The following is a 13,384-nucleotide window of genomic DNA, read 5'->3' as shown; positions in this document are numbered from 1 at the left end:
CCTGAATTAACTAGGAACTACACACCATGAATAGCCAAGCAAACGTCAACGTTGTCCACGAATCCGAAGCCCAGCGCCAACATGCCCGCGTGAAAATCCCGGCCAAGCTGCGCTTCTTCAACACTGACCGCACGCCGACCGAAGCCCGGGTGATCGACCTGTCCGCCGGTGGCCTGGCCTTCACCTCGACCCAGCCGTTGACCATCGGCGAAGTGCACAAGGGGCGCCTGCAGTTTGTGATCGATAACCTCGGCCTGGCGATGGACGTGGAGTTGCAAGTCCGCTCCTTTGACCGCCAGACCGGCCGCGCCGGCTGCCAGTTCCAGAACCTGGAACCGCAGGATATTTCCACCCTGCGCCACCTGATCACTTCGCACCTGTCGGGTGACATCGTGACCATGGGCGACGTGCTCGCCACCCTGCAACGCGACAACTTCACCAAGGCGCGCAAGGTCAAGGACGGCGGCAGCGGCATGACCGCGTTTGGCCGCCTGCGTGCGGTGACCTTTAGCGCCGGCATCTTCATCGTCGGCCTCGCAGCGTTCGGGTTCATCTTCAAGTCGGTGTACGGCATGTACTTCGTCAGCCACGCCCAGGCCGGCGTGGTGAGTGTGCCCGGGATGAACGTGACCATGCCGCGCGACGGCACCGTTCAGAGCCTGCTCAAAGGCGATGCGATTGCCGCCAAGGGCGCACCGCTCGCCAGTTTCAGCACCAGCATGCTTGACGTCCTCAAGGGTCACCTGGACGAAGACCAATTGGCACCGGCCAAGGTCGAAGAGCTGTTCGGCAAGCAGATGACCGGCACCCTGACCTCGCCGTGCGATTGCGTCGTGGCCCAGCAAATGGTGGCGGACGGTCAGTACGCCAGCAAAGGCGACGTGATCTTCCAACTGGTGCCGCGCAACAGCCAGGCCAATGTCGAAGCACGCTTCACCTATCGCCAGTTCGCCGACGTGCGCCCGGGTACCCCGGTGAGCTTCCAGGTCGCCGACGAAGAACAACTGCGCACCGGCACCATCGTCAGCAGCTCCAGCCTGAACAGCGCCGACCTGTCCTCCGACATCCGCGTGCAGATCAAGCCTGACGCACCGCTGGACAGCACCTACGCCGGTCGCCCGGTGGAAGTGACCAGCGACCGTGGCCCCTCGCTGAACTGGCTGATCGACAAAGCCATGGCTGCGGGCCTTTAATCATGAGCGCCCTTCGAAACCTGCCGGTGCCCCTGGCGCTGGCCATCGCCCTCGCCGGTTGCGCCGGCCTGCCCGACCAACGCCTGGCTAACGAAGCACTGAAGCGTGGCGACACTGTCACCGCGCAGCAGAATTACCAGCAACTGGCAGACCTGGGTTACAGCGAGGCCCAAGTGGGTCTGGCCGATATCCAGGTAGGCACCCGCGATCCGGCGCAAATCAAGCAGGCCGAAGCCACCTACCGTGCGGCGGCGGACACCTCGACCCGCGCCCAGGCCCGTCTCGGTCGCCTGCTGGTGGCCAAGCCCGGCAGCACCGAAGCCGAACACCACGAAGCCGAAGGCCTGCTGAAAAAAGCCTTTGCCAATGGCGAAGGCAACACCCTGATTCCGCTGGCCATGCTGTACCTGCAATACCCGCACAGCTTCCCGAACGTGAATGCCCAGCAGCAGATCAGTCAATGGCAGGCGGCGGGTTACCCGGAAGCCGGCCTGGCCCAAGTGCTGCTGTATCGCACCCAGGACACCTACGACCAGCACCTGGATGATGTGGAGCGCATCTGCAAAGCCGCGCTGAACAGCACCGACATCTGCTACGTCGAGCTGGCCACGGTCTACCAGAAAAAAGCCGAGCCGGAGAAACAGGCCGAACTGCTCAAGCAGATGGAAGCCGGCTACAGCCGTGGCACCGTCACCGCGCAGCGTGTCGACAGCGTCGCCCGCGTGCTCGGCGATGCCACCCTCGGCACCCCGGACGAAAAAACCGCCCAGGCCCTGCTGGAAAAAATTGCCCCTGGCTACCCGGCGTCCTGGGTCAGCCTGGCGCAACTGCTCTACGACTTCCCCGAACTGGGCGACGTCGACCAGATGATGAAGTACCTGGACAACGGCCGCGCTGCCGACCAGCCGCGCGCCGAACTGCTGTTGGGCAAACTCTACTACGAAGGCAAGTGGGTGCCGGCCGATGCCAAGGCCGCCGAAGCGCACTTCCAGAAAGCCCAAGGCAAGGAAGTCGCCGCCGACTACTACCTCGGCCAGATCTATCGCCGTGGCTACCTGGGCCAGGTCTACTCGCAAAAGGCCCTGGACCATTTGCTGACCGCTGCGCGCAACGGCCAGAACAGTGCCGACTTCGCCATCGCTCAATTGTTTTCCCAAGGCAAGGGCACCAAGCCCGACCCATTGAATGCCTATGTCTTCAGCCAGTTGGCTAAAGCCCAGGACACGCCAGAGGCCAATGACCTGGCCACGCAGCTCGAAGCGCCGCTGACCCCTGAGCAACGCGCTCAAGGTCAACGCCTGGTGCAACAGGAGCTGGCCGCGCGCGGCACCCTGGCTCAGAGCACGTTGCAACTGCACGCCCTGGAAGAAGAAGACGGCGAGGAATCCCTATGAAGCTCAACCCATTCGTCAAGGCCGGTATCGGCCTGACCTTCGCCCTGCTGTGGTCGTGCCCGACCCTGGCCGCGCTGACCGAAGCCAAGAACTTCGGCCTGGAAGTGAAGGCCACCGCCCAGTCCGAAGATGACCGCGACCTCGGCACGCAAAAAGGCGGCGACGTCAACGGCATCGGCCTCGACGTGCGCCCGTGGATCTACGGTGAAAGCGGCGCGTGGAGTGCCTACGCCATGGGCCAGGCGGTGGTGTCCAGCGACATCATCGAGACCGACACCCTGCAACAGTCGTCAGAAGACGAAAACCAGCAGACCAGCAACGACGACCGCAAGACCAAGAAAAACTACCTGGCCATGCGCGAGTTCTGGGTCGGCTACAGCGGCTTCACGCCCTACCCTGGCGAGATCCTCAAATTCGGTCGCCAGCGCCTGCGCAATGATGACGGCCAATGGCGCGACACCAACATCGAAGCGCTGAACTGGACCTTTGACACCACCCTGCTCAAAGCCAACGTCGGCGTTGCCGAACGCTTCAGCGAATACCGCACCGACCTCAAGGAACTGGCCCCGGTCGACAAGGACCGCCAGCACCTCTACGCCGACGCCGCCTACCAGTGGACGCCCGGCCAGTGGATCGGCCTGCGCGCCCACCACACCCATGACAACGGCAAGCTCGACTTCCCGGAACCGGGTGTGCCCACCGACTCGCTGGACAAGCGCGAGAACGGCGACCTGACCTGGCTCGGCATCGAAGCCAACAGCGACGCGTACAACTGGCGCAACACCAACACCGTCAACTACTGGGCCAGCATCACCGGCATGAAGGGCGACCGCGACAAAGTCAACGCGCTGAAAACCGATGGCACGCGCACGGACCAGGCCAAGAACAGCGACAACCTGAGCGGCTGGGCCACCGATCTCGGCGTGCGCCTGCGCCTCGATCCGCAGTGGCAAGTGGGTGCGGCCTACGCCCGTGCCAGCGCCGACTACGAACAGAACGGCCTGCAGAGCAACCGCTCGAACTGGACCGGCACCCAGTCGCGCATGCACCGTTTCGGCGAAGCCTTCCGTGGCGAAATGAACAACATGCAGTCCATGAGCCTGTTCGGTTCCTGGCAGCTGCGCGAGGACTACGACGCCAGCCTGGTGTACCACAAGTTCTGGCGTGTGGACGGCAACAAGCCGGTGAGCAGCAACGGTATCGCGGCGCTGGATAACACCACCGACACCGCCGGCAACATCATCGCCAGCACCTCGCTGCCGCTGGCCGACGGCAAGAAAGACCTGGGTCAGGAGATGGACCTGGTGGTCACCAAGTACTTCAAGAAGGGCCTGTTGCCGGCTGCGCTGAGCCAGTCCATCGACGAGCCGTCGGCGCTGGTGCGCTTTCGTGCCGGCGTGTTCAAGCCGGGCGATGCCTATGGCAGCAACGTCGATTCCTACATGCACCGCGCATTCGTCGATGTGGTGTGGAAATTCTGATGGGAGCCTGCGCGATGAAATCTCAACACATGCTCGTTGCCGCAATGCTGATGGCCAGTGCCACAGCGTTCGCCAGCACCGCGCAGCCGACAAAGGCGCCGACCATCGCCAAGGAACTGCAGCAGGCCAAGACCTACACCATTTCCAGCCCGCCCACCGCGCCGCTGGAGATGGCCAAGCCGGCCTTGCCTGACCTGTCGGGCTACACCGATGCGGCGATCGAGAAGAAGATCGTGCGCAGCAAGCCGGGCAAGGTCAGCATCCGCCGCATGATGCAGGAAGACGCCCTCAAGGACTTCATCGGCGGTGACAACAAGATGGCCGAATGGGTCGTGCGCCAGCACGGCATTCCCCAGGCGATCTTCATCGATGATGGCTACATGAACCTCAAGGACCTGCTGGGCAAGGTGCCCAAGCAGTACCTCAGCGAAACGTCGCCGGGTGTGTTCATCGCCAAGTTGCCGATCGTGGTCGGGCGCAAGGGCATCCTGGAAATCGACAAGAAGACCCAGGAGCTGCGCCTGTCCCAGGAAGCCGGTTCGTTCCTGATCAACGACGGCCAGCTGTTTGTGCGTGACACCAAGGTCACCGGCTGGAGCGAAAAGGCCAACGGCCCGGCGCTGTTCAAGTCGGCCAAGGAGTTCCGCCCGTTCCTGCTGGCCTGGGGCGGCACCGAGACCTATATCTCCAAGACCAAGATGGCCAGCTTTGGCTACGCCAACAGTAAGTCATACGGGGTGAGTATTTCCCAGTACACGCCGAACATGGCCAAGGTGCTCAAGCGCTCCGAGCCGACCGGCTGGATCATCGACTCCGAGTTCTCGGACATGTGGTACGGCTTCTACTGCTACGAGACCGAAGGCTTTGTGATCAAGAGCAACACCTACAAAGACAACATCGTCTACGGCATTGACCCCCACGACCGTTCCCACGGCCTGATCATCGCGGACAACACCGTGTACGGCACCAAGAAGAAGCACGGCATCATCATTTCCCGCGAAGTGAACGACAGCTTCATCTTCAACAACCGCAGCTACGAGAACAAGCTGTCGGGCCTGGTGCTGGACCGTAACAGCGTCAATAACTACGTGGCCGACAACGAGTTCTACCGCAACCACACCGACGGCATCACCCTCTATGAGAGCGGTGACAACCTGCTGTGGGGCAACAAGGTGATTGCCAACCGTCGCCACGGTATCCGGGTGCGCAACAGCGTGAACATCAAGCTGTACGAAAACACCTCGATGGCCAACGGGCTGACTGGCCTCTACGGCCACATCAAAGACTTGACCGACACCGACCGCGACATCGCCCTCGACCCGTTCGACGCCCAGGTGTCGCTGATCGTGGTCGGCGGTGAACTGGCCGGCAACGGCAGCGGGCCGCTGTCCATTGACTCGCCGCTCAGCGTGGAGCTGTACCGCGTGTCGATGCTGGCGCCGACCAAATCCAGCGGCATCAGCTTCAACGGCGTGCTGGGCGACCGTCAGGAAGAGATCCTCGACCTGCTGGTGCGCCAGCAGAAAGCCGTGCTGATCGACCCTGTCGAACGCCAGACCGAATTGCAGGATTGAGGATGACCCTTATGCACCCACACATGATCAAACTGCTGAGCCTCTCGGGTCTGGCCCTCGGCCTGCTCGCCGCCAGCCAGGGCGTGCGCGCCGACGAAGTCCAGGCGCCGTCTTTCACCGCTGAACCTTGCTGCAGCCTGTGCCCTGCCGCCCATGACGCGCGCAACTACACCACGCGCTACCAGCAGAACTTCACCACCCTGGTGCAAGCCCAGGGCGACTGGTTGTTCCGGACCCAGGAAGACCTGCGCACCGAGTTCGACACCACCCCGGCCGGTTACAAGCGCATGCAACAACTGCACGATGCGTTCAAGGCCAAGGGCGTGGAATTGGTGGTGGTCTACCAGCCGACCCGTGGCCTGGTGAACCGCAACAAGCTCAACCCAGAAGAGAAAGCCAAGTTCGATTTCGACAAGGCGTTGGGCAACTACAAGACCATGCTCGGCCGTTTCGCCAAGATGGGCTACGTGGTGCCGGACTTGTCGCCGCTGACCAACGAACAGTTGCCGGATGAACTGCCCGCCCACGACTTCTACTTCCGCGGCGACCAACACTGGACGCCATACGGCGCCCAGCGCACGGCAAAAATCGTCGGCGCCAAGGTGCGTGCGATGCCCGAGTTCGCTGACATTCCCAAGCGCGAATTCGAAACCACGCGCTCCGGGCGCATGGGCAAGACCGGCACCCTGCACAACATGGCCGGGCAACTCTGTGGCACCAGCTACGCGATTCAGTACATGGACCAGTTCACCACCGAGCCCAAAGGCGAAGCGGGCGACGGCGACCTGTTCGGCGACTCGGGCAACCCGCAGATCACCCTGGTGGGCACCAGCCACAGTGGCAAGAACTACAACTTCGCCGGTTTCCTCGAACAGGAAATTGGCGCAGACATCCTCAACGTCGCCTTCCCCGGCGGTGGTTTGGAAGGCTCGATGATCCAGTACCTGGGCAGCGACGAATTCCAGAAGAGCCCGCCGAAGATCCTTATCTGGGAGTTCTCGCCGCTGTATCGCCTGGACCAGGAGACCATCTACCGCCAGATGATGTCGCTGCTGGACAACGGTTGCGAAGGCAAGCCTGCGCAGATGACCGCGAGCACTTCCCTGAAGCCGGGCAAGAACGAATTGCTGGTTAACAGTTCGAACAAAGACCTGCGTAACGCCAATCACCAGGTCGATATCCGCTTCGCCGACCCGTCGGTGAAAACCCTGCAAGCCACCCTCTGGTACATGAACGGGCGCCACGAGGACATCAAGATCGAGAAACCCGAAACATCCGATACAGACGGGCGTTTCGCCTTTGAACTGCGCACCGATGACGACTGGGCCTCGCAGAACTTGCTGGCCGTGGAAGTGCAGGGTCCGGAAGCGGGCCAGGCCGCGCAGAAGGTTGAAGCGAAAATTTGCACACGCAACGTATTCCCTAGCGGCGGTCAGAAGACTGCTTCGCTGCCGTGAAGTAAGTGCGCAATGAGGTTACCTATGCAGAAGTTATTGATTCCAACGCTGCTGGGCCTGGCGATGTTCGCCGGCTCAGTCAACGCCGCCGCCCCACTGCGTCCGCCTCAGGGCTATTTCGCCCCGGTGGAAGCCTTCAAGACCGGCGACTTCAAGAATGACTGCGACGCCATGCCGGCGCCGTACACCGGCTCGCTGCAATTTCGCAGCAAGTACGAGGGTTCGGACAAAGCCCGTTCCACACTGAATGTGCAATCGGAAAAAGCCTTCCGCGACAGCACCGCCGATATCACCAAGCTGGAAAAAGACACCAGCAAGCGCGTGATGCAGTTCATGCGCGACGGTCGTCCGGAGCAGCTGGAATGCACGCTCAACTGGCTGACCAGTTGGGCCAAGGCCGATGCACTGATGTCCAAGGACTTCAACCACACCGGCAAGTCCATGCGCAAATGGGCACTGGGCAGCATGGCGTCGGCCTATGTCCGCCTGAAGTTTTCCGACTCCCACCCGCTGGCCAACCACCAGCAGGAATCACAGCTGATCGAAGCCTGGTTCAACAAGCTGGCCGATCAGGTGGTGAGCGACTGGGACAACCTGCCGCTGGAAAAAACCAACAACCACTCCTACTGGGCTGCCTGGTCAGTGATGGCCACGTCTGTCGCCACCAACCGCCGCGACCTGTTTGACTGGGCCGTGAAGGAATACAAGGTTGGCGTCAACCAGGTCGATGACCAGGGTTTCTTGCCGAATGAATTGAAGCGCCAGCAACGGGCCTTGTCGTATCACAACTACGCCCTGCCGCCGCTGTCGATGATTGCCAGCTTTGCCTTGGTCAACGGTGTTGACCTGCGCCAGGAAAACAACAGCGCGCTCAAGCGCCTGGGCGAGAAGGTACTGGCCGGGGTCAAGGACCCGGACCTCTTCGAGCAGAAGAATGGCAAGAAGCAAGACATGGAAGACCTCAAGAAAGACATGAAATATGCCTGGCTTGAACCCTTCTGCACCCTCTACACCTGCGCCCCGGATGTACTTGAGCGCAAGCATGGGATGCAGCCGTTCAAGACCTTCCGCCTGGGGGGTGACCTGACCAAGGTCTACGACCCGGCGCATGAAAAAGGCAACAAGGGTAGCTGACGCAACGCGGTAAAAATTGTGGGAGGGAGCTTGCCCCCTCCCACATTTTAAGCCGGTTTCGGCAGTGGAATAGTTGTACCGCCCTCCTTCGAAATCGTGGGGGGGTTTGGGGGGGCTCTGCCCTTGACTGTGGTTAAACATGGAGAGATCGGGATGGTTTTCTCGTCCAATGTGTTCCTGTTTCTGTTCTTGCCGATCTTTCTCGGCTTGTATTACTTGAGCGGGCAACGCTATCGCAACCTGCTGCTGCTGATTGCCAGCTACGTGTTCTACGCCTGGTGGCGAGTGGACTTCCTGGCGCTGTTTGCCGCCGTGACGCTGTGGAACTACTGGATCGGCCTCAAGGTCGGTGCAGCGGGCGTGCGCACCAAGCCGGCCCAGCGCTGGCTGTTGCTCGGCGTGGTGGTCGACCTGTGCATCCTCGGCTACTTCAAGTACGCCAACTTCGGCGTCGACAGCATCAACGTGATGATGAAGTCGGCAGGCCTGGAGCCGTTCATCCTCACCCATGTGCTGCTGCCGATCGGTATCTCGTTCTATATCTTCGAGTCCATCAGCTACATCATCGACGTGTATCGCGGCGACACCCCGGCCACCCGCAACCTCATCGACTTTGCGGCGTTCGTGGCGATTTTCCCGCACTTGATCGCCGGCCCCGTGCTGCGCTTTCGCGACCTCGCGGACCAGTTCAACAACCGCACCCACACCCTCGACAAGTTCTCCGAGGGCTGCACGCGGTTCATGCAAGGTTTCATCAAGAAGGTCTTCATCGCCGACACCCTGGCGGTGGTGGCCGACCATTGCTTCGCCCTGCAAAACCCGACCACGGGTGACGCCTGGCTCGGCGCACTGGCCTACACCGCGCAGCTGTACTTCGACTTCTCCGGCTACAGCGACATGGCCATCGGCCTGGGCTTGATGATGGGTTTCCGCTTCATGGAAAACTTCAAGCAGCCGTACATCAGCCAGTCGATCACCGAGTTCTGGCGCCGCTGGCACATCAGCCTCTCTACCTGGCTGCGTGACTACCTGTACATCACCTTGGGCGGTAACCGCAAAGGCACGCTGACCACTTACCGCAACCTGTTCCTGACCATGCTGCTCGGTGGCTTGTGGCACGGTGCAAACATCACCTACATCGTGTGGGGTGCGTGGCACGGCATGTGGCTGGCGATTGAAAAAGCCATCGGCCTCAACACCTCGCCGCGCAGCTTCAACCCGGTGCGTTGGGCCTTCACCTTCCTGCTGGTGGTGATGGGCTGGGTAATCTTCCGCGCCGAAAACCTGCACGTCGCCGGCCGTATGTACGGTGCGATGTTCAGCTTTGGCGAGTGGTCGCTGTCGGAACTCAACCGGGCCAGCCTGACCGGCCTGCAAGTGGCAACCCTGGTGGTGGCGTATGCAACCTTGGCGTTCTTCGGCCTGCGTGATTTCTACACCAACCGCCCTGCCGAGAAGACCGACAAAACCCAGCCAGCCGACCCGAGCCTGATCAAGGCGGTACCGGGTGACAACCCCGGCAGCATCCACCAGCCCGGTTTCAGCGTGGGCCAGGACGCCGCCGTACAACCGGCCTACTGGACCGCTGACTGGCCACGCTACGCGATGCGCGCGGTGGTGCTGCTGCTGTTCGTGGCGTCGATTCTCAAACTGTCGGCGCAGAGTTTCTCGCCGTTCCTTTACTTCCAATTCTGAGGGAGCCGACCATGACCCGTTCATTACGCGTCCTCTACATCGGCCTGTTCATGGCGCTGCTACTGGCCCTGGGCGCCTGGTCGCTGCGCAGTTTCCTGGGCTTCAGCACCAATGCCGATGCGACCGTGCTCAACGGTCGCTGGACCAAGGCCGTCGAGACCCATTACGACGACGAGTTCCCGATCAAGCGCCTGGGCACCAACCTCTGGGCGGCGCTGGACTACAAGCTGTTCAATGAAGGTCGCCCTGGCGTGGTGCTGGGCCGCGATCACTGGTTGTACAGCGACGAGGAGTTCAACCCCATCGTCAATGAAGACCAGAACCTGCAAGGCAACTATGCGCTGGTCGAAGGCGTGCGCCAGAAGCTCAAGGCCCAAGGCATTCAGTTGGTAATGGCGATCGTGCCGGCCAAGGTGCGCCTGTACCCGGAGCACATCGGTGAGGTGAAACCGGCGAGCATCCACGCCAATCTGTACCAGGACTTCCATGCCCGTGTCGCGGCCGACAAGATCCCGGCACCCGACCTGCTTGGCCCCCTGCAACAGGCCAAGCTGAGCGGCAAGCAAGTGTTCCTGCGCACCGACACCCACTGGACCCCGGACGGTGCCGAGATCGCCGCCCAGCAACTGGCCAAGACCATCGCGCAGAAAACCCCGCTGAGCGGCGAGCCACAGCGCTTCGTCACCGAGGCCGAGAACACCGCACCGCATAAAGGCGACCTGCGTCTGTTCCTGCCCCTGGACCCGCTGTTCGAAAACCTGATGCCGCCCAAAGAGCCGCTGGAAAAACGCGTCACCCACCTGGCTGAAGCCGGTGGCGACGATGCGCTGTTCAGCAACAGTGAAACCCCAGTGGCCCTGGTAGGCACCAGCTACAGCGCCAACCCCAACTGGAACTTCGTCGGCGCGCTCAAGCAGGCCCTGCACAGCGATGTCATCAACTACTCGGAAGACGGCCACGGGCCGATCCTGCCGATGCTCAGCTACCTGAAAAGCGACGACTTCAAGAACAGCCCGCCACAGGTGCTGATCTGGGAGTTTCCTGAACGTTATCTGCCGGTAAACAACGAAATCGGTGATGCCGACCCGTCGTGGGTTGCGCAACTTAAACAAGCCGGTTCGCGCCAACAAAACATGGCTATCAACACCCAAAAATCCGAGACGCCCGAACGGGCGCAAAACTGAAAGAGAGGTAACTCACATGACTTTCACTACTACTCCTCGTCGTCTCGCCAAGACCCTGGCAATCGCCGCTGGCCTGAGCATCGCTTCCATGTCGGCCTTTGCCGGTGATGCCGCGCTGTACGGCCCCGTCGCACCAAAAGGCTCCAGCTTCGTGCGGGTCTTCAACGCGTCGAACCAGGAAGTCAGCGCAACGGTTGGCAGCACCAACCTGAGCGACGTTGCGCCCCTGGCCAGCAGCGACTTCAGCTTCATGCCCGGCGGTGACTACAGCGCCAAGGTCGGCAGCCAGACCGTGCCGGTCAAGCTCGCCGCTGATCACTACTACACCTTGGTCAACAACGGCAGCGGCCAGCCGCAGCTGATCGAAGAGCCGCCGTTCAAGAACAAGCAGAAATCCCTGGTACGTGTGCAAAACCTGAGTGACAAGGCCCTGACTTTGAAGACCGCCGATGGCAAGACCGATGTGGTCAAGTCGGTGGCCGCCAAGGGCCGTGGCGAGCGCGAAATCAACCCGGTGAAGGTAAGCCTGGCGTTGTATGACGGTGACAAGAAAGTCGGTGATGTGAAGCCGGTTGCGTTGGAACGTGGTGAAGCGGCGGTGCTGTATGTCACAGGCTCCGGTTCGAGCCTGTCGCCAGTCTGGGTGAAACGCCCGGTATCGACCCGCTGATTAGCTTTTCAACTTGAGGCCCGCCCCAGTAGGGGTGGGCTCTGACCCCAATCGATTCAAGGAGAAACACCCATGATCCCAGTAATCCTCTCCGGTGGCAGCGGCTCACGTCTTTGGCCGCTATCGCGCAAACAGTTTCCAAAACAGTTCCTGGCCCTGACCGGTGAGCACACGCTGTTCCAGCAAACCCTGGAACGCCTGGTGTTCGAAGGCATGGACTCGCCGATCGTGGTCTGCAACAAGGACCACCGTTTCATCGTCAACGAGCAACTGGCTAACCGCAAGCTTGAATGCCAGCGCATCCTGATGGAACCGTTCGGCCGCAACACCGCACCGGCCGTGGCCCTCACCGCGATGATGCTGGTCAATGAAGGCCGCGACGAGTTGATGCTGGTGCTGCCGGCCGATCACGTGATCGACGACCAGAAAGCCCTGCAACGCGCCCTCGCCCTGGCCACCGTGGCCGCCGAGCGTGGCGAGATGGTGCTGTTCGGCGTGCCGGCCACCCGTCCGGAAACCGGCTACGGCTACATCAAGTCCACCAACGATTCGCTGCTGCCCGAAGGCGTGAGCCGCGTCGAACAGTTCGTGGAAAAACCGAATGAAAAACGCGCCGTCGAGTTCGTCAAAAGCGGCGGCTATTTCTGGAACAGCGGCATGTTCCTGTTCCGCGCGAGTCGCTTCCTCGAAGAGCTGAAAAAGCACGACCCGGACATCTACGACACCTGCCTGCTGACCCTCGAGCGCAGCGAGCAGGATGCCGACACGGTGTCCTTCGACGAAGCGACGTTCGCCTGCTGCCCGGACAACTCCATCGACTACGCCGTGATGGAAAAAACCCAGCGCGCCTGCGTGGTCCCGCTGAGCGCCGGCTGGAGCGACGTGGGCTGCTGGGCTTCGCTGTGGGCGGTCAACGATAAAGACGCCAACGGCAACGTGACCAAGGGCGATGTGGTCATCCAGGACAGCAAGAACTGCATGATCCACGGCAACGGCAAGCTGGTGTCGGTGATCGGCCTGGAAAACATCGTCGTGGTGGAAACCAAGGACGCGATGATGATTGCCCACAAGGACAAGGTCCAGGGCGTCAAGCAGATGGTCAACACCCTCAACGAACAGGGCCGCACCGAGACCCAGAACCACTGCGAAGTCTATCGTCCGTGGGGCTCCTACGACTCGGTGGACATGGGCGGTCGCTTCCAGGTCAAGCACATCTCGGTGAAACCGGGCGCGTGCCTGTCGCTGCAGATGCACCACCACCGCGCCGAACACTGGATCGTGGTCAGCGGCACCGCCGAAGTGACCTGCGACGAGAACGTGTTCCTGCTGTGCGAGAACCAGTCCACCTACATCCCGATCGCCTCGGTGCACCGCCTGCGCAACCCGGGCAAGATCCCGTTGGAGATCATCGAAGTGCAATCGGGCAGCTATTTGGGCGAAGACGATATCGAGCGGTTCGAAGATATCTACGGGCGCTCGACGCCGGTTGAACGTGGCGTGTCGGTGAAAACTATCGCGCAGTAAAACAGTCGTACAAGAAGCCCCCGTCCAGCCGACTGCGTCCCCTATCCGCAGTCGGTTGGGCGGGGGCTTTTTATTGCG

10 protein-coding genes are annotated in these 13,384 nt (G+C 61.5%); all 10 read left to right on the top strand.

Features of this window, described 5'->3' with window-relative positions:
- Positions 1-26 precede the first annotated feature (26 nt).
- The 10 genes from CQ041_RS01000 to CQ041_RS00955 all read left to right on the top strand — a co-directional run bounded on the left by CQ041_RS01000 (position 27) and on the right by CQ041_RS00955 (position 13,306).
- On the top strand, positions 27-1,193 hold the full coding sequence (locus CQ041_RS01000) for an alginate biosynthesis protein Alg44 (RefSeq protein WP_105520797.1): 1,167 nt from the start codon (positions 27-29) through the stop codon (positions 1,191-1,193).
- Between the two features lie 2 nt (positions 1,194-1,195).
- The gene (gene algK, locus CQ041_RS00995; RefSeq protein ID WP_105520798.1) at positions 1,196-2,587 is read left to right on the top strand and encodes an alginate biosynthesis TPR repeat lipoprotein AlgK; all 1,392 of its coding nucleotides are present in this window, start codon (positions 1,196-1,198) and stop codon (positions 2,585-2,587) included.
- Entirely contained in the window at positions 2,584-4,068 is a 1,485-nt protein-coding gene (locus tag CQ041_RS00990; RefSeq protein WP_105520799.1) for an alginate export family protein, read from the top strand. The genes algK and CQ041_RS00990 overlap by 4 nt, the downstream gene beginning before the upstream one ends.
- The gene (algG, locus tag CQ041_RS00985; protein WP_105520800.1) at positions 4,068-5,642 is read left to right on the top strand and encodes a mannuronan 5-epimerase AlgG; all 1,575 of its coding nucleotides are present in this window, start codon (positions 4,068-4,070) and stop codon (positions 5,640-5,642) included. The genes CQ041_RS00990 and algG overlap by 1 nt, the downstream gene beginning before the upstream one ends.
- Positions 5,643-5,653: 11 nt before the next feature.
- Positions 5,654-7,099 carry an alginate O-acetyltransferase gene (locus CQ041_RS00980; protein ID WP_105520970.1) on the top strand — a complete coding sequence of 482 codons (1,446 nt, stop codon included), beginning with the start codon at positions 5,654-5,656 and terminating at the stop codon, positions 7,097-7,099.
- A gap of 24 nt (positions 7,100-7,123) precedes the next feature.
- Entirely contained in the window at positions 7,124-8,233 is a 1,110-nt protein-coding gene (locus tag CQ041_RS00975) for a mannuronate-specific alginate lyase (protein WP_105520801.1), read from the top strand.
- A gap of 153 nt (positions 8,234-8,386) precedes the next feature.
- The gene (locus tag CQ041_RS00970) at positions 8,387-9,928 is read left to right on the top strand and encodes an MBOAT family protein (RefSeq protein ID WP_105520802.1); all 1,542 of its coding nucleotides are present in this window, start codon (positions 8,387-8,389) and stop codon (positions 9,926-9,928) included.
- An 11-nt stretch (positions 9,929-9,939) separates the two neighbouring features.
- Positions 9,940-11,112: an alginate O-acetyltransferase gene (locus tag CQ041_RS00965; protein WP_105520803.1), complete on the top strand. Its 1,173-nt coding sequence runs from the start codon at positions 9,940-9,942 to the stop codon at positions 11,110-11,112.
- A gap of 16 nt (positions 11,113-11,128) precedes the next feature.
- Positions 11,129-11,782 (top strand): alginate O-acetyltransferase AlgF, encoded by a 654-nt coding sequence (locus CQ041_RS00960; protein ID WP_105520804.1) that lies wholly within the window; start codon positions 11,129-11,131, stop codon positions 11,780-11,782.
- Positions 11,783-11,854: 72 nt separating this feature from the next.
- Positions 11,855-13,306, top strand: a complete 1,452-nt coding sequence (locus tag CQ041_RS00955; RefSeq protein WP_105520805.1) for a mannose-1-phosphate guanylyltransferase/mannose-6-phosphate isomerase — start codon at positions 11,855-11,857, stop codon at positions 13,304-13,306.
- The last annotated feature ends 78 nt before the right edge of the window (positions 13,307-13,384 follow it).

Source organism: Pseudomonas sp. MYb60 (assembly GCF_002979555.1).
In the GTDB taxonomy this organism is placed as follows: domain Bacteria; phylum Pseudomonadota; class Gammaproteobacteria; order Pseudomonadales; family Pseudomonadaceae; genus Aquipseudomonas.
Note: the sequence above shows the minus strand (reverse complement) of the source record. Positions and strands in the feature narration are given on the sequence as shown.